Origin of the sequence: Leptospira licerasiae serovar Varillal str. VAR 010 (assembly GCF_000244755.1) — a bacterium.
In the GTDB taxonomy this organism is placed as follows: domain Bacteria; phylum Spirochaetota; class Leptospiria; order Leptospirales; family Leptospiraceae; genus Leptospira_B; species Leptospira_B licerasiae.
In genome coordinates, this window is record NZ_AHOO02000005.1 from 1,104,151 (window position 1) to 1,120,946 (window position 16,796).

The following is a 16,796-nucleotide window of genomic DNA, read 5'->3' on the forward strand; positions in this document are numbered from 1 at the left end:
GACCGTTAATTAGTATGGATGATTCCGCCTCACGCAAGGAGAAAATGGATTGGATCAGGGAAAAAAGAACAATCTGCCCCAAGGTTGGAGAATTGCCCGACCGGAAGATTTACAAATTCTGATCCAAATGGAAAAAGTGGTCTTTGGAAATTCTTCCTGGTCCAATTATTCCATCCAAAGTCATATCGAAAATCATCCAGCTTGGATAAAAGAAGATACCGGTTATCTACTATATATGGATCTAGACGATTTTTCGGAATTACTTCGGATAGGTATCCTTCCCGAAAAACGTAAAAAAGGAGAAGCGGAGTCCGTTTTAAAAAAATTGTGCGATCTATTTCCTAAAACTATTTTAGAAGTTTCTAATTTGAATTTTTCCGCTATTTCTTTATATACTAAATTAGGTTTTATGGAATCGGGAAGAAGGAAATCCTACTATGGCCCCGGAGAAGACGCGATCTTAATGGAGAAGTTCCGTTAAAAGGGAAATGATTTTTTGATCACTCGGATCTGCACTAATTGTTGATTCGAAAATAAAAAGTATAATCTCACTCTTAATGGAAAAGGTTTTTTCCAAAATCTGAATTCTTTCGGATTCACATACATTCCCAAATTCACTTCAATATAACTTGTCTCGGTTGGTATCCAATGGAATGCATTGGATTGGATCGTTCCTTTTTTGGTGAATACCATAATATCCGAAACATATTCAGGATCGTCAGGAAATTGTCCCTGATGAAAACCTACCAGGTCTAGTTTTTTTCTTTTGATATAATCCATTACCTTTCGTTTAGAACTTCCGAGAGGTAATTCCTCCAGCACTTCTCTTCTTAATAGATAAGAAGAAGTTTCCAAATACGGATCTTTGAGAATATATAAGAATATCGTAATGAATATGAATAAAATTGCGGCCGATTTGATCGCGATTTTATGAGAAGGTTTTAATTTTTCTGCAAAAGTACCACGCAACTTGCGCCCAATCCTTCGGTTCTGCCCAAGGCTCCCATTTTTTCGGTAGTAGTCGCTTTCACTGAAACACAATCTTCAGGAAGTCCTAATAAATTAGAAAGAGAAGATTGTATTTTAATTCTATGCGGAGCAATTTTGGGTCTTTCACCTATCAAAGTGCAGTCGATATTTACCAAGCTGAAATTTTTCTCTTTAGCAAGATCTAAAACTTTTTGCAGGATCAATTTAGAATCCATATTTTTGAGAGAAGGATCGGTATCCGGAAAATACTGTCCAATATCTCCCAATCCCATCGCTCCCAAAATTGCGTCAGCTAACGCATGTATTACGATATCCGCATCGGAATGGCCGATAAGCGCGTATTCCGAATCGATGATAGCTCCGCCTAAAATTAACGGACGAGTTTGGTTTGTTTCCAGTCTGTGAAAGTCTAGTCCTTGGCCAATTCTATACATTAAGCTATTTGTAACTCACTTCCAGCATTCTTTGGACTGCCATTCTTCCTTTTTCTACAATTTCGGGATCTAGCTTGATCTCGAATTGTTCGTATAAGAGTGCATCTTTAATTTTTTCTAATGTAATTCGTTTCATATGAGGACAGGTCCTGCAAGAAGAAACAAACTGTCTATCCGGGAACTCGGATCTTAGATTATCTCCCATAGAACATTCGGTAACCAAGAACACATCCTTTGCTCCTGAATCACGGATATACTTGGACATTTGAGAAGTGGATCCGGCGAAGTCGGAAACTTCGACCACGTCAGTGTTACATTCCGGGTGAGAGATTACTGTGACTCCAGGCCATTGTCTTCGGACAGAAAGAATGTCTTCCGCAGTATACATTTCATGTACCATACAACGTCCGGGAAAGGAGATGATCTTTTTGTTCGTTTGTTTTTGCACATTCCCCGCAAGGTATTCGTCCGGAAGAAAAATGACTGTGTCGCTATCCAATGAATTTACGATCTGGACTGCGTTTGCAGAAGTACAGCAAATATCTGTCTCTGCTTTCACTTCCGCAGTACAGTTAACGTAAGTCACTACTGGAACTCCAGGATATTGGCTTTTTAGTTTTTTGACATCTTCTCTAGTGATACTTTCCGCGAGGGAGCAACCGGCTTTTAGGTCGGCGATAAGTACCTTCTTTTCCGGAGACATAAGCTTTGCAGTCTCCGCCATAAAATGGACCCCGTTAAAAAGAATAATGTCTGCGTCCGTTTCCGCAGCGGCTTTACTCAGAAAGAGTGAATCCCCGAGTATGTCCGAAACTCCGTGGAAAACATCCGGAGTCATATAATTATGTCCTAAAAGTACTGCGTTTTTTTCTTTTTTGAGACGGTTGATCTCCTGGATGAGAGGAAGTTTTTCCTCTATCTCATGTTCCATGTAAGTGGATTCCAGGGATTTTCGAATATCCTCTATGGTTTTCATTAGGCCCCCCGGCCAGTCTAGGCGGTTCTATCTATTTTAATTTGGACTCCCGGATTTTGGAGTCAGGCAACCTAAATGTAAAATCGCCGAAAGAACTAGGTTTTGCAAGTGTTTATAATCCGTTCGGAGCCCAAAACCAGTCGTAGATTCCGCCGACCTCAAGTTTTTTGCCGAGGACCGACCCTGTCTTAAAATAAATTGACAGAAAACGAAATGCCGGAACAAATACGAAGTTATTCCTAAAAATCATCCATAAAGGATTGGTATTAACCCAATGAAAAAAATCTCTGCTCTGCTCCTCGCAGGAGCTATTGCATTTTCGGTTTCCAACTGCGGCGAAAAAGTTGAAGTCGAATACCCTGTTTTTCCTAAATCAAAAGAGGGACGCCAGCTTCAAAAATTCCTAGGCTCTATCCGCAATGTTGGATTAGCAGTCGAAAAACCCCAAAAAAGTCTTTGGGAAACCGTTTTCGGAGCAGGTTCCAGCTTTATCGATCAAATGCCTTCTAAAGTTTTCGAAGCTTTCGACAAGGAAACTTATTACAAACTGATCGACCTAAGCAAAAGAGCTGACTCTATCAATGAGGCTTCTTTAACTCTTACCGGAATTACTAAAAGTCGTGTGAAACTCGGAAACCAATTAGGTGCTGAGGCAATTCTTCATATCGGTTATCAAAAACCATACACTGAATGCGGAAGCGAGATGATGGTAGATTACGGCGCGGCTGCGTTGAAAGTAGGTGGAGCTATCGCTTCTATGGCATCTGGCAGAAATGTTGATACCGGAAGCGGACCTGTTAGCAAACAAACCGGTATCCGTTATATGTTGATTCCTCTAGATGCTACTTTGATCAAAGTAGAAACTGGAGAAGTTAAAAAGGCTGTAGTTTCTAACCCTGCAAAAGTTGACGCAGGAGTTGGTAACTTGGATTGCCCTTCCGTTCTTGACTCTTTCGGAAAAGCTTTAGACGAAGCTGCTCTTTACATCAAAGACAGACTTTCTCCAAAAGTTAAAACCGAGTATATCAAAGTATTCAAAGAAGACGAAGATCCTGAAGTTGCAGGATACCTTGACGACGGATACCAAGAGATCACCGGAGAAACTCCTAGCTTCAAAAAAGCGAAAGAGAACTGGGAAAAGGCTGATAAAAAAGCTGGTGGAAAGTCTTGGGGAGCGAAAGCAAACCTAGGAACCTACTACTTCCAGGCTGGAGACTTCGAAAAAGCTATCAAGTTTTACGAAGACGCGATGAAACTCAACGGAGCTGACAAGAACTACGTGAGAGAACTTCGTAAACGTGTAGAAGCTGCTGCTGCAGTTGATGACACTGAAAAATAAGAAATTTCAACTTTCTTTCGGTTTCGAGAAAAGCGGGCGGATAACGTCCGCTTTTCTTTTATGTAGCGTATTCTTCTTGTCCGACTGCAACAGAACGAAACCGAATTTAGAAGAATGTTCCGACGCTCAAATCCATATTTCCAAACTGATCGCGAACGACGAAACTATGGAAAAAGGTGTCCAAGCATTAATGCTCAGGTCCATACTAAAACCTGAGACCAGCGAAGCGATCATCAGAAGTTGTGTGCAGAACAAAAGTTTACTCCAAGTGCAATGTGAACTCTCTAAGGAAAAGTATTCGGAACTACAGGATTGCAAAAAACACGCGCCTAAAAGAGAAGAGAACGAAGGTTGAGCATAGTTTTTACTTCTATTTCCGGATTGTAGAAACCGGAGAAGTCTAAAGTTTTGTACTCCAAGACTTCTTATGGCAAAGTTAAAATTAGTTCAATTGCCTGTTCCTCCTCCTACGGCCTTTGCCGCTACTGGAAATGTTCCTTTGGCAGCGGGCTGTTTGGCTGTTTCCGCTCGAGAGAATGGCCTGGAAAAAAAAGGACTGGAGTTGGAAGTTCTGGATCCTGATATCACCGATAAAGAAGGCGATAGCCAACTTGCCGACAGGATCGCAAAAGATGAGCCAGAGTTTTTAGGATTCTCACTGTATCTCTGGAATACGGAACGAAGTCTTCATCTCGCAAAAGAAGTAAAACGTAGATCTCCATCCACTAAAATACTCATCGGTGGACCGGAAGTAAATCCCGACAATCCGTTCGTTCTTTCCGAAACAGGTTACGATATAGCGGTTTCCGGAGAAGCAGAACATACATTCTTTGCTTTGATGGATACTCTTCTCAAAAAAGAAGATCCGAGAAAATTACCGAACATAGCGGTTAGGGAACAAAATGGAAAGATGGGAATGTTTTCCAGAGAAGAGAATGCTTCCTTTCCGTTGACTAGTTATCCTTCTCCTTATCTACAAGGATTTGTGCCGGTAGATCCTGCTAGATCCACTTATTTGGAAACCGTAAGAGGATGTAGATCACAATGTACATACTGTTTTTATCCTAAGAGCAGCAATGTACTAAGGACTTTGGATATACCTGAGACGATTAAACTTCTCGCTAACTTAAAAGATAAAGGTGCTAAAGAGTTAGTATTCTTAGACCCGACATTCAACCATCGCCCGGGATTCGAAGAATTTTTAGATGCGATTATAGATGTAAACTCGGACAGGTCCATGACTATGTTCGGAGAATTAAGATCCGAGGGAATTACAGAGAAGATTGCGGACAAACTTGCGTTAGCCGGCTTTAATCGAATTGAACTCGGAATGCAATCCATTAATAAGGAAACCTTAAAGAGAGTAAAACGTTTTGGAAGTCCTGAAAAAGTTGCAGAGGCCGCCAGAATGTTAGCAGATCGAGGAATTGAACTTTTATTGGATCTGATAATAGGACTTCCCGGGGATACTCCGGATGATGTGATGGAAGGGATCGAATTCTTTTATGGCCACGGACTGGGAGAATGGGTCCAAGTATTTCCGTTATCGATCCTGCCAGGAACAGCTATGAGAAAAGACGCGGAATCGGAAGGTTTGATATATCTTCCAAAACCTCCTTATAGAGTGATCCGCACTCCTAATTTTAGTCCGGAAGAGCTTAGTTCGACTTTGTTTCGTTCGGAAGACAGATTGGATAGAAGGTTGGATGAGACTCCTCGAAGTCTATTATCCGATCCTGATCCTAAAGTTCCCGATATATTTTCCTTTTCTCCGGGTTTGTCCGAAAAATTCGGATTAGAAGATTTTTCACTTTCAGGCGCTAGACATGTTTCTATCTGGTGGAGAGGAGATAATTTAGAAAAATCTAAAAAAGAATTCTTTGATAGATTGAATGACAGATTTACCAAAGATCCTTTTGCGGTCACAGACATCGTTTTATATCCTAGATCCACATTCGATCCCGAACTCGTGACGGAGATTATGGAAGAATTTTCCAAAGTCCCTGCATCTTATCTTTCTAGAACTCTCGCTCATAGAGGAGAAAATATGCTGCATAGGATAGTACTCGTACTTCCTTATGGGATCTCTTTTCCTTTGGAATGGGTTTCCGAGATCCGAGAATATATCCCAGTCTTCCAGGAAATGGAATGGGAAGAAGCGGTCCGAAAATCGTCCGAACTCGGGGGAGAATTTCCTGGAGCAAGGATCATTTCTAAAAATGAGAATTCCGCGGCATGGAAAATCTTAAAAGAAAATTCGGATCCAGAGTCAGTTACTTTCGCCGATAGAGTTTTGGAAAAGCGTTGGTGTTGGGAAGTTTTAGGTTACTCGGAGAAGTAGATCGTCGGTTACGCATTGGGAGCGATCGTAACCTTTCATTTGGGACAAACACTCGGAAAATAAGATCGACTTTTCTTCTTAAAAAGTAGGATCTTTGAACGAAAAATCGCTTCTTGACGATTTTATACAATTTTTCTCCTCGGTTTGCGGTTAGCATCTCTCCATTGTCGGAGAATGAAATGCAAAACAACCGTAAGAAAGTATACGATTTCCCTCATAAGGCTCTACGTTACGGGATCTCGAAATTAGTACAAGAAGCAGGTAGGACGAATTATTCCGATCCGAGAGATGTGACTCAACTTTTCGAATTGGGTAAAGAGATCTTTCAAATGTTAAAGATCCATGCAAGAGATGAAGAAGGAGTGAGTTTAAAACATTTAGAAGAAAAAGACCCCCAAGCTTCTCTCAAAGATAAAGAAGAACATAAATATCTGGAAAAAAAAATAGTAGAGCTGGATTCTCTTTTAGATCGGATCAAAAAAGAAGGCGAACAGGCTCCGGTCCTCGCAGAGGAATTTTATACGAAACTAATTCGTTTCCAAACGGATTACTTCTCTCATATGACCAGGGAAGAAGAGGAAACCCAAGTTAGTCTGCATTTATATTTTTCCGATCCTGAGCTTGACGATCACCAAAAAGAGATTATGAGTTCCTTGGGTGGAGACGAGTTTAAGATCTGGGCCAAATATTTGATCCCGAATGTTCCGACTCCGATCAAAAATAGATTCGAGGAAATGTTAAAAACTTTTACTTGAACCACGGTATTGTTTCTTTATAAACCGAGTTACTCACTTGATTTTCGGACCGACTTCTTATAAGATCCTTCTATGAAGTCGGATAAATCCGAGATATTAAAAGAATTTCGCACTCTTCCCGGAGTGGGCAAAGTGATCGCGGAAGATCTTTGGAATCTAGGAGTTCGCAGTAGAGCGGAACTTGCTAAATTAGATCCAGAAAAATTGTACGAAGAGATTTGCGAATACCAAGGTACTAAAGTAGATCCATGTATGTTGTACGTATTTCGTTGTGCCGTTTACGTTTCCGCAACTCCCAATCCCGAACCTGAAAAAATGAAATGGTGGTTCTGGAAGGACAAACAGCTTGTCTGAGTTGGTTCGAATTTCCTGGAGCCATAAGGAATCTCCCGAAACTTACACGGTTCTTCCTGGAGAAGAATGTGTGATTGGAGTCCAAACCAAGGGAAGGATTTCTTTACATTGGGATAAACAGTCCAAGACGCTTTCCAAGGCAGGGATCACAGGGATCTTAAGAGGCCCCAGGACATTCTTTTCCGAAAAAAATACAAAATCACTTTTAGTCTATATTTCTCCTTTAGTTCTTTCCAGAATGATCTCTCTTCCGATGGACCAGATCAGCGATTGTAGTTTGTCTTTAGAGGATCTGTTTTCCAAAGATATGATTTCCCGATTGATTGCGGACTGCGAAGAAGCGGATTGGGAAGGGCAGGAGGCAACTCGGACCTTGGAAAAATTTCGGCACATTCTTCCTTTAAGAGAAGAAAAGGAAAAATTTGTCTCAGAAGCGGTTCTTAGGATCAAATCCTCTTTCGGAGAGATCGGGATCAAAGGTTTGGCGGAAGATTTGGGAGTAAGCCAAAGTAGCTTGGAAAGAGGTTTTAGATCCAGAGTAGGTCTAAGTCCGAAAGAGTATGCCGGACTGGTGCGATTCAGAAATATATTCAGATTTTATAATTCTTCTTCCAGCCTGACTGAATTAGCTTTAGAAGCCGGTTATTACGACCAGGCGCATTTTATTAGGGAATTTAAAAAGAAGACCGGTTTTAGTCCGAAACAATGGTTTCGTCAAAATGCTGGCGCACGATTTGAGCTTAATTTTTAGAAAAAAATTCTCGTTTGATCGAAGGATGTTTTCGGATCAAATCCAGGGATTTTGCGATCAGTATTTTACCTTCTTGCGTATGATTCCAAACATTTAGTCCGGATGGATGAGGTAAAGGTATCCAATCCAATTCTACTCCGTAAAAGTTTTTTTTAAACTTCTTACCTATGACCTCATCCAGTTTGTACTTTTTATTTTCCACTAATTGATCGATCGCCAATTTGCCGATGGGGATGATGAGTTCAGGTCGATTAAATTCCACTTCGAAGCGCATATACCTAGAACAATTCTCCACTTCGGAAGGATTCGGTTTTCTATCTCCGCTCTTTGCTTTGCCGGGAAAACATCTACATACTGCCGCCATATTCACTTTGGATCTGTAGATTTCTTCTTCTATTCCAATGGATAAAAACCATTTGAATAAAGTTTTACCTGCTGTATAAGCGAAGGGTTTTCCGAATTTTTCTTCGTGGATCCCTGGAGCCTGTCCTATGCTCATGATCTTTGCGCCTGGAATACCGCCATGCACAGGATTGCCCACCATGTCCGGACAAAGTCTGCAATGAATTAACGTATCTAGATGTTTTTTGAATTTTTGAGAATCGTTCATCCGAAACGGATCAAGGTGATAAAAGTTTCCAAGCCTCTTTGGAAGTGCTGCCGACTCGGATCAGACTTTTTAATTTGGTCAGTTCTAAAATTTTATTCACTTGAGAAGAAGGGGAGAAGACTGCGATACCGCCCTTGCCACTCTTGACTAGTCTGGAATGTGTCGCCATAAAAACTCCCAATCCGGAAGAATCTATATACTTTACATTTTCCATGTTCACTAGAAGATAAATGAATCCCCGATCTAGTAGATGAAAGAATCTTTCTTTCATTATCTGCGCGGAATATAAATTGATCTCGCCTGAAATTTTTACGACCACAGCTTCCTTAGGAAGGCCATCCGGAATATTGTCCTGATCAAGAAATACACCTAACTCGGGTGCATCATGATCGAAATCTTTACTGTCCAGGTTCCAAGGAGTATCTGCCATAGTGTGGTCGCTTATTTTTACCGATTGCGAAGACTATCGAAGTACTAGCGGTTTCTGCAAGGATTTTATCCCGTTTTTTCAACGATCTTGAAATGAGAAGAATACATCGTCCTCGCTTTTTATATGAAAAATACTTATCTCTTAAGGGTCTTCAATAGTCTTCTCTTACGCCTTCCGAGATGGAAAATTTATATATCTTTGCATTTAGTCCGAATTTTTGGAAGTATTCCTTTTCGAGTTTAGAGAATAAGGAAGAAGATCTACCTTCTTTGTCCAAGACTAAGACACAACCTCCGAAACCTCCCCCTATCATTCTGGCCCCCAACACTTTTTCGGAACGAAACCATTCTACTATAAAATCTGTCTCTGCACACGATACTTGGAAGTTTTTGGAAAGAGATTCGTGACATGCGAATAGTTCTTTTCCTACATTCTCTGCGTCTTTATCCTTTAAGGAGCGGATAACGTTTTGAGCTCTGGATCTTTCTCCTAAGATGTGGGTGGCTCTTTTGAATTCGGAAGGAGTGAGTCCTGCTTTTTCTATAAGGGAGAAGTCCGCTTGGCTTAATGTTCGGACTTGAGGAGAAATTTTATTACATTTTGAAGTCGCGGATTCTACTTCCTTTCTTCTGTCATTGTATTCACTCTCTTTTAGGCTATGTTTTACGTTCGAATCGATCAGATAGAATTCGTGACCGGGAAGATCCAGACTATGATAAGAATATTCCAAACTTTCAGTATTTAAGGAAATACAAGAAGAAGGTTTGGCCACAGCGATCACGAACTGGTCCATGATCCCGCAGTTAACACCTACAAATCTATTTTCCGCAGCTTGAGCAAGTAATGCGATCTTCTCCTTGCTGATGTCCCAAGAGAAAATTTTAGAAAGAGCAAATGTTGTCCCCACTTCCACTGCCGCTGAGGAAGAAAGTCCGGCTCCTTGCGGGATGTTTCCCGTAAACGCAAGATCGAATCCTTCTACCTTTAAGCCTAACTTAAGGGCTTCCGAGACCACTCCTAAAATGTAATTCGCCCATGGATTTTTTTCGGAATAGATCGGGTCTTTTGTTACAAATTCGGATTGGAAATCCAAGGAGTACAATCTAAAGAGACCGAGGCCGTTGGTCCGAACTGCAAAGTTCGTTCTGAAATCGATTGCAGCAGGAAATACTATACCTCCTGCGTAATCCACATGTTCGCCAATAATATTTACTCTACCTGGGGCGGAGAAAAATCGAATCGTACCAAGGTTAGGAACGTTCGGAAAAATACTAGAAAGAGAAGCGGAAAGATTCTCTCGGATTGAAAGAGTCATTCTGAAAATAAAATCTAAGACTTAAATACTTACAAGGGATTTTGGAAAATTAGCAGCTTGGATTATTTCGTTTTTCCTTGCTATTCCAATTAACATAAGTAATTTGTCTCGGATGTCCGATTTTGAGGAATACCGATGGCCTTTTCTTTAGAAATAAACGATAGATTTGCCTCGGAGTTTGCAGATCTCCAAACCTATAGGCTCTTATTAAAAGATTCGGGGTTCGCTTTACAAAATCTTCTCGCCGGAAAATCCCCAGGCTCCGAATTTTTAGGCTGGGTTGGACTTCCAAAAGAGATCCAAAAATCGGAATTAGAAAGAATTCACTCCGAGGCTCAAAGGTTCAGGAAACAATCCGAGACTATAGTTGTGATCGGAATCGGAGGTTCTTATCTAGGAGCCAAAGCGGTCATCGAGGCTTCCAAACCATATTTCGAAACTCCAAGTCTAGGATCGCCCGAGATCGTTTATGCGGGTCATCATTTAGACGCACGTTATCATTCCGAACTTTTAGAATATTTGGAGGACAAGGAGTTCTCCATCAATGTGGTTTCCAAGTCCGGAACTACAACCGAACCTGCTTTGGCATTTCGTTTACTTTGGGATCTTACCAAAAAAAAATACGGAGCCAAGGCAAAAGATAGAGTAGTCGCAACAACCGATAGTTCCAAAGGCGCATTGCGAAAAATGTCGGATGAGTTAGGATTTACGACCTTTTCTATTCCGGATAACGTAGGAGGGAGATATTCCGTTCTGACACCCGTTGGACTCTTTCCGATTGCTGCTTCCGGGGTGGATATATTTTCATTTTGGGAAGGGTTCTCTGAAGCGGCTGACTTTTTGATTTCGGAAACTTCTCCGCATAAAAACCCTGCATGTATTTATTCGGCTTACAGAAATCTATTTTATAGGTCCGGAAAGAAGATCGAAGTCATTGCGAATTATAATCCTTCAATCAGAACTTTAACCGAGTGGTGGAAACAATTGTTCGGAGAAAGTGAAGGCAAACAAGGTAAGGGGATTTTTCCTGCTTCCGTCGAATTGACTACCGATTTACATTCTTTAGGGCAATACCTGCAAGAGGGGGAACGTAATATTTTCGAAACTGTGCTTTATTCCAAAAATGCCGGAGCAACGGTATTGGTTCCCAAAGACAGCGACGATTTGGATGGCCTGAACTTCTTAGCTTCTAAAAACTTAGAGGAAGTAAACTTACAGGCATTTCTTGGCACTTTAGTGGCACATTCGGAAGGCGGAATACCATGTTTGGAGATTTTGTTTCCGGATACGGGCCCTAAAAGTCTAGGCCAAATTATGTATTTTTTTGAATTAGCCTGTGGGATCTCCGGGAATGTGCTGGGTGTAAATCCATTCGACCAGCCTGGAGTAGAAGCTTATAAAAAAAATATGTTCGCATTACTTGGAAAACCTGGTTTTGAAAGTTTAAGAGAATCCCTTCGTAAAAAGGGAGTCTAATAAAAAAGGTTTTTCTAAAAGCTTGACAGAGATTCGTTCAGGTTTCGGATTAGATTCAGTATGGTCCTAAGAGGAAAAAAATTAAGGTTCGTTTCGGCTTCCTTAGCCCTTTTTACTCTATTATTCTTTCTACATTCCGGACCATCCAACAGCCCTTATCCCGGGAAGAAGTCCGACCAATCACAAACAATCATCGGACAAGAGACCGATATAGAAGAATTAAGCGATCTCGCCGAAACCTCCGATCCTTCGGAAACGGTTTGGGGAGATTTTTTAGCTTCTAAGATACATACTCCCGGTCTCTCTAACTCAAATCCTTCCCGCCAGGATAGGTTTCAATTCCAACACAATAAATTATTGTCTCAGCATCTGCTGAATATCCCTCCACCATTCCTTTCTTAATCTAAAATTCGAAAGCCGTATGGCCTCTAGCCGTACTTCGCTTTCAGAGTTTATGCGTACCTAGTTTTGCGCTCAAAATAGAATTTTCGGAGATCCATTTTCGTAATATTTTCCCATCCAATATAGCACCAATTTAGCCGGTCCCAGGTTATGGGTTTAGGCCCTTCGCCGGGGACCGGTTTCTTTTTCAATTTTAGATCGATAAAAAAAGGCAGACAGAGACCCAAATCTCCCGATACTTTTGCGGGGAGCCAGAACTCCATAAGCGGATGGAAATAGAATTAACCAAAAAGGAACGTTTGATCCGAGGAATGGAACTCGGAAAGAAGATCGTCCTTCACGGAGTTGTGCTTTCCCAATATTATAAATCCAACGTGGAGAATTATCTCCGGTTCTGTTTGGAATATTATCAAAAAACGGATATTCTTCCTCCTTCTCTCTCTCTGGTTTATTCCCTTTTAGAAATGGCATTCAAAGAGAATTGTAGGAATTCCTACTATATGGAGAAGGGCTGGGATCCTCTGAGTTCGGAATCCTTGACTGAAAGAGAAGCTGAATTTGAGACCAATTGGGACTTCTCCGATCCGCTAAAATTAAGGAATCGATTAAAAGGAGAAGGGGCCGTACTTAGGACCACAATCCACCATTCCGGTTCGGGAATCTCCTTAGAGATCGCGAATTTAGCTCCCATTACTTCGGAAGCGGAAGAAGCGCTGACTGAATATCTTTCCAGAGCAAAGTCCTACCAAGATCTTTCCGAATACTACGAAGATTATCCTTTCGATGAAGAAGGCAGAGAGATAGGGATCGCTTTAGCTATATTACAATTTAAGGAAATAGGATTAGATCCGAACCTTCTTAGATTCGATACGGCAGAAGGAGAACATGTATTTCGATTAGAGATCGGTTTCGGCGAGGGGTTTCTTTCTCTTAGGAACAAATTGGAGAATGACGAAGATGTTCGACCTTTCCGCTTTCATTCCCAAGAAGAAAAGGACGGAGAAACTATTTCTCCATGGAAGATCTCGGTCTGTAAGATCTGTGGAAGGACGGTGGATGATAGGATCTTCTTTCATACCGTTCCGCAAGATGTGGTTGCAAAAGCGAAAGATCTCCCATTTACTGAAGAAGTTTGTGCTTGGTGTTTGTCGGGCTATTTGAAGTTATAGATCGAGCAGACAATTCCTGTTATATTATAAAATTTTGATTCATTTTACATATTACCCTCATAAACCTGTTCGTCTTTCCGGTGATCGTATAGAACTTGTACCTCTTACATCGGAACATACCTTTGTTTAGATTAGGAAAACCTCAGGTTTAAACAAACTTCATCTTACTTCCAGTTTTCCAAAACTCCGTCGATCACTCCGTAAATTTGTGCCTCAGTTGGAGTGAGCCAAAGATCTCTGTCGGTATCCCTTTCCACCACTTCTAAAGGTTGGCCGGTCCTTTCGGAAACGATACGATTGATCTCCTTCTTATCCTTTTCGATCATCGAAGCAAAAATCCCTATGTCGGTTGCCTTTGCCTGATAAGTTCCGGGGACATGAGGTTGGTGTAACATGATCCTGCTATGAGGGAATGCGAATCTTTTACCTTTTGTTCCGGAAAGAAGAAGTAGAGCACCGAAACTTGCAGCGAGTCCCATACAAACTGTGCTTACATCATTCGGGATCAGATCCATCGTGTCCAAAATAGACATACCGGAAGTGTTGGCGCCTCCAGGGCTATTGATCACAAGAGTGATATCTTTCTCCGGATCTTGATTAGAAAGATATAATAGACGTTCCACCACATGTTTTGCAGAAAGATCGTCCACTTGCCCCCAAAGAAAAATTTTTCTCTCCTTGAGCTGGTTGTCCTCTAAGCGAAGTCCAGGAAATTGGATCGGTTCTACTAAAGTATCGGTCATTCTATTCTCCAATCAGGAAGCGATCGCCATAGGTCCATGTAGGACTTCCAACCAATCTTTTCTATCCGATTTATTCAAAAGTTGTCTGCGTAATAATTCTCTACTTCTTCTCAAACGGTTTTTCAGATTACCGATCGGGATGCCTGTTTTTTCGGTGATCTCTTCGTAACTCATCTCACCGAAATATCTCAGATTCAGAAGTTGTTTTTCTTCGTTCGGAAGTTCTTCTAACGCATCCAAGACTTCCGTCCTCCAACTATCCCCGGAGCGAGGGGCAGCTTTAGTGATCTCCGGATTTAACTCTGTCCCAAGCAGATCTTTTTTTCTTAAGATACGATCCGAATGTTTCAGCACCAACCTTCTAAGTAAGAAGGGAAACGCTTCCGGTTGCCGTAGCGTTGGAAGAACTTTCCAAGCTTCTAAAAACACTTCTTGGCTAAGGTCCTCCGCCTTGGATTGATCTCGGATCCGTTTGATGGCCTGGCTACTTACGTATTTTTCGAAACGGGTCATCAACTCCGTCCAAGCCGGTTCTTCTCCTTTGGAAGCTTCTGTAACTAGTACTTTAAAATCGCGCATATCTGTTAGAGGGTCCCAGTTTCCATTTTGGGGTGTACGGATCTAAACTATTTTTGCATTTTCGGGACTCTTGACCCCGGTCTAAAGGGGCCGTAAACCGCGATGTTGGAGAGGGGGAAGTATCCCCCTCGCTTCAGCCGCGAAACGCGTCTTCCGCTACCCCCTCTCCGGGGGAAATTTTTTGCTCCGAACCCCGGACCCAATTTTGATTTTTTTATTTTTCTCACACAGAGGCACAGAGCCGCGGAGATATGATGGCCGATGTGTTGGAGTTCGGACAATGCGCTTACTCAGAATAAAGTAGTCTTAAAACCTCCGTGTCTTCGTGACTCTGTGTGAAAAAAGAATTCGCTACCGATCTCAAAGAAAATCTGCAAATAGCGGAAATTCTTTATATAAATTAGAAAAAGTTTAAGAAGAAATTCTGTTTTTGAACTCTATCCAATTCGCCGAAAGCCGATCCGAAAAATCGGTATCCTTATATTTCTCATAAAACTGCTTTTCACCCAGATCCAAAAATCTGCCTGGGAAAATTTTACCGCCGAGTCTGTTTTGGGCGGAAAGTTTACGAAACGTATCCGCAAGATCATAAGTTTTGTTCGGTTCCAGATCGGAAAGACATTCTGCTTTCATCCAAGAAAGTCCCAAATAAAAATATCCTCCCACTTCGAATCGGACTAAATCGGCATGTAAGCTCAGGCCTGTGTAATTTGCATTTTCGGGAATTTTAGCTAAATATAATATACAGTCGAACTTTTTTTGATCTTCTTTGCTTGGCCAGGGATTAAATCCAGGCTCTGGAAAAAGAATAAAATCCGGATTTAAAATTAAAAAGTCGTCCTGTAAATTCCAGAATCTATCGATCCCTGTGCGAATTCCGCCGCCGGTTCCTAAAATTTCAGGAGTTTCCATCGAGAAATGTAGTCGGAAGTCCTTAAAATCTTTTAACTCTTCTTGGATTTTCTCGCCTAAATAATGTAGGTTTAAGATTCCGTCTTCTACGCCCCAGGATTTTGCATGAAATAGAGAATAATAGATGAGAGGAATATTATTGATCTTTAAAATAGGTTTAGGGAGCGACTTGGTCCATTCTCCCATTCTGGTCCCAAAACCCGCACATGGAAAAAATGCCTTCATCCTAGAGTTTTTCCAAAAATAGAGTATTATCGGATAATTCTTTTTTTAAAAGATGAAAGAATAAGAACAATTGATCCGGAAAAAGTCCTACTTGAACGATCTCTAATAGATTATCCAAACAGTTCAATACACTCTGTCTGTATTTATCCTGTTTCTTATCCGCCACCAACATAAAATAAGATCCTAGCGCTTTGTAAGATCTTTGTAAACACTGCAAATAATAACATTCTCTCGGTTTTTTGAATCTATTATCGCTTAGTTTTAGAAAGAGTAGAAAAAGTCCCTGTCTCATTGCAAATGGGATCGGCCTATAAGCGTCGTATAACAGACTGGAAAGATCGTAAAATGGAGTTCCCATTCTTGCGTCCTGGAAATCGATCAGAGTCAACTCTCCAGTAGGGGAAAGCATGATATTTCGAGCGTGAAAGTCCCTATGACAGAATACCTTCTCCTTATACTCCGCTAAAAATCCGGAAGCTTCTTCCAGAAAAAAAACCACCTCAGGTCTGAGCTTTGTCTTAAGTTTAAACATCTCGGAGAAGTTTATATATGAAGAAAATGTAAACTTATTTTCAAAATTCAATTTTTCATAGTCGAACTCCCGAGTGGAAACAGGAGGTTCCGGCCTGGTTTTTTGAAGGGAGACTAAAATTTCCAAAGATTTTACTAAGTAGGTCCTGTATTCTGCGTCTTCTCGGATAGAGCTTAGATCGGAATCTCCTTCGTCGGAAAGAAGCATGAGCTTATTGAATATATCTGTCTTATATATTTTAGGTACCTTGAAACCGTGGTGTTCTAGAAAATGGCCCACTTCTTGAAAGTCGTGCTGAAAGACTTGGTCTTTGCATAATATCTTTGTAGAACTGTCCGGATATGTTGCTCGATAATATCTGCGTGCGGAAGCCTCCGGATTGATTGAGTCTATCTTTTCAGGAAATTTTCCGTCTATCGCAAGGAAGCGAAAATCTATCTCGCTTAAAACTTCGTTCATAGCC

At 41.2% G+C, this 16,796-nt stretch carries 20 protein-coding genes; 10 read left to right on the plus strand and 10 right to left on the minus strand.

All coding sequences use genetic code 11. The annotated features are described in order from the left end of the window. Positions 1-49: 49 nt before the first annotated feature. Positions 50-481 carry a GNAT family N-acetyltransferase gene (locus LEP1GSC185_RS05640; RefSeq protein WP_008594698.1) on the plus strand — a complete coding sequence of 144 codons (432 nt, stop codon included), beginning with the start codon at positions 50-52 and terminating at the stop codon, positions 479-481. Here LEP1GSC185_RS05640 and LEP1GSC185_RS05645 read toward each other — a convergent pair. Genes LEP1GSC185_RS05645 through nadA form a run of 3 tightly spaced genes read right to left on the minus strand, consistent with a single transcriptional unit; the run spans position 478 to position 2,400 of the window. Beyond that, the gene (locus tag LEP1GSC185_RS05645; protein ID WP_008595729.1) at positions 478-969 is read right to left on the minus strand and encodes a hypothetical protein; all 492 of its coding nucleotides are present in this window, start codon (positions 967-969) and stop codon (positions 478-480) included. The two genes, LEP1GSC185_RS05640 and LEP1GSC185_RS05645, sit on opposite strands and share 4 nt — an antisense overlap. Continuing rightward, positions 942-1,424, minus strand: coding sequence for a 2-C-methyl-D-erythritol 2,4-cyclodiphosphate synthase (gene ispF, locus LEP1GSC185_RS05650; RefSeq protein WP_008595110.1), 483 nt, complete (start codon positions 1,422-1,424; stop codon positions 942-944). Before ispF ends, LEP1GSC185_RS05645 begins: the two co-directional genes overlap by 28 nt. Positions 1,425-1,428: 4 nt before the next feature. Beyond that, positions 1,429-2,400, minus strand: a complete 972-nt coding sequence (gene nadA, locus LEP1GSC185_RS05655) for a quinolinate synthase NadA (RefSeq protein ID WP_008593830.1) — start codon at positions 2,398-2,400, stop codon at positions 1,429-1,431. Positions 2,401-2,674: 274 nt separating this feature from the next. Here nadA and LEP1GSC185_RS05660 point away from each other — a divergent pair, with 274 nt between their 5' ends. The 6 genes from LEP1GSC185_RS05660 to LEP1GSC185_RS05685 all read left to right on the plus strand — a co-directional run bounded on the left by LEP1GSC185_RS05660 (position 2,675) and on the right by LEP1GSC185_RS05685 (position 7,940). Continuing rightward, complete coding sequence (locus tag LEP1GSC185_RS05660) at positions 2,675-3,739, plus strand: lipoprotein LipL41 (RefSeq protein ID WP_008594352.1); 1,065 nt, start codon at positions 2,675-2,677, stop codon at positions 3,737-3,739. Next, positions 3,723-4,094 carry a LipL41-expression chaperone Lep gene (lep, locus tag LEP1GSC185_RS05665; RefSeq protein ID WP_008595028.1) on the plus strand — a complete coding sequence of 124 codons (372 nt, stop codon included), beginning with the start codon at positions 3,723-3,725 and terminating at the stop codon, positions 4,092-4,094. Before LEP1GSC185_RS05660 ends, lep begins: the two co-directional genes overlap by 17 nt. A gap of 72 nt (positions 4,095-4,166) precedes the next feature. Next, a complete protein-coding gene (locus LEP1GSC185_RS05670; RefSeq protein WP_008593814.1) occupies positions 4,167-6,080 on the plus strand; it encodes a B12-binding domain-containing radical SAM protein in 1,914 nt (637 codons plus the stop codon). 179 nt (positions 6,081-6,259) lie between these two features. Continuing rightward, positions 6,260-6,835, plus strand: a complete 576-nt coding sequence (locus LEP1GSC185_RS05675) for a hemerythrin domain-containing protein (RefSeq protein WP_008594279.1) — start codon at positions 6,260-6,262, stop codon at positions 6,833-6,835. Positions 6,836-6,907: 72 nt separating this feature from the next. Further along, positions 6,908-7,189, plus strand: coding sequence for a helix-hairpin-helix domain-containing protein (locus LEP1GSC185_RS05680; RefSeq protein ID WP_008595465.1), 282 nt, complete (start codon positions 6,908-6,910; stop codon positions 7,187-7,189). Further along, positions 7,182-7,940, plus strand: a complete 759-nt coding sequence (locus LEP1GSC185_RS05685) for an AraC family transcriptional regulator (RefSeq protein ID WP_008594463.1) — start codon at positions 7,182-7,184, stop codon at positions 7,938-7,940. The genes LEP1GSC185_RS05680 and LEP1GSC185_RS05685 overlap by 8 nt, the downstream gene beginning before the upstream one ends. Here the strand turns inward: LEP1GSC185_RS05685 and LEP1GSC185_RS05690 are convergent. From LEP1GSC185_RS05690 to galK, 3 genes are all read right to left on the minus strand, one after another. Then, positions 7,930-8,550, minus strand: coding sequence for a uracil-DNA glycosylase family protein (locus LEP1GSC185_RS05690; RefSeq protein ID WP_008595363.1), 621 nt, complete (start codon positions 8,548-8,550; stop codon positions 7,930-7,932). The two genes, LEP1GSC185_RS05685 and LEP1GSC185_RS05690, sit on opposite strands and share 11 nt — an antisense overlap. Before the next feature lie 10 nt (positions 8,551-8,560). Next, on the minus strand, positions 8,561-8,980 hold the full coding sequence (locus tag LEP1GSC185_RS05695) for an STAS domain-containing protein (RefSeq protein ID WP_008594332.1): 420 nt from the start codon (positions 8,978-8,980) through the stop codon (positions 8,561-8,563). Positions 8,981-9,131: 151 nt separating this feature from the next. Then, entirely contained in the window at positions 9,132-10,295 is a 1,164-nt protein-coding gene (gene galK, locus LEP1GSC185_RS05700) for a galactokinase (protein WP_008595473.1), read from the minus strand. 135 nt (positions 10,296-10,430) lie between these two features. Between galK and LEP1GSC185_RS05705 the strand changes: the two genes are divergently transcribed. The 3 genes from LEP1GSC185_RS05705 (at position 10,431) to LEP1GSC185_RS05715 (ending at position 13,342) form a co-directional block, all read left to right on the plus strand. Continuing rightward, entirely contained in the window at positions 10,431-11,771 is a 1,341-nt protein-coding gene (locus LEP1GSC185_RS05705) for a glucose-6-phosphate isomerase (protein ID WP_008593943.1), read from the plus strand. A gap of 60 nt (positions 11,772-11,831) precedes the next feature. Next, on the plus strand, positions 11,832-12,173 hold the full coding sequence (locus tag LEP1GSC185_RS05710) for a hypothetical protein (RefSeq protein WP_008595168.1): 342 nt from the start codon (positions 11,832-11,834) through the stop codon (positions 12,171-12,173). A gap of 269 nt (positions 12,174-12,442) precedes the next feature. Further along, entirely contained in the window at positions 12,443-13,342 is a 900-nt protein-coding gene (locus LEP1GSC185_RS05715) for a hypothetical protein (RefSeq protein WP_008593787.1), read from the plus strand. 164 nt (positions 13,343-13,506) lie between these two features. Here LEP1GSC185_RS05715 and LEP1GSC185_RS05720 read toward each other — a convergent pair whose 3' ends face one another. The 4 genes from LEP1GSC185_RS05720 to LEP1GSC185_RS05735 all read right to left on the minus strand — a co-directional run bounded on the left by LEP1GSC185_RS05720 (position 13,507) and on the right by LEP1GSC185_RS05735 (position 16,792). After that, the gene (locus tag LEP1GSC185_RS05720) at positions 13,507-14,085 is read right to left on the minus strand and encodes a ClpP family protease (RefSeq protein ID WP_008594880.1); all 579 of its coding nucleotides are present in this window, start codon (positions 14,083-14,085) and stop codon (positions 13,507-13,509) included. A 12-nt stretch (positions 14,086-14,097) separates the two neighbouring features. Continuing rightward, a complete protein-coding gene (locus LEP1GSC185_RS05725; protein ID WP_008593957.1) occupies positions 14,098-14,664 on the minus strand; it encodes an RNA polymerase sigma factor in 567 nt (188 codons plus the stop codon). Positions 14,665-15,075: 411 nt separating this feature from the next. Beyond that, the gene (locus LEP1GSC185_RS05730; protein ID WP_008595063.1) at positions 15,076-15,801 is read right to left on the minus strand and encodes an NTP transferase domain-containing protein; all 726 of its coding nucleotides are present in this window, start codon (positions 15,799-15,801) and stop codon (positions 15,076-15,078) included. Position 15,802: 1 nt separating this feature from the next. After that, positions 15,803-16,792, minus strand: coding sequence for a phosphotransferase (locus tag LEP1GSC185_RS05735; protein ID WP_008593779.1), 990 nt, complete (start codon positions 16,790-16,792; stop codon positions 15,803-15,805). Between the last annotated feature and the right edge of the window lie 4 nt (positions 16,793-16,796).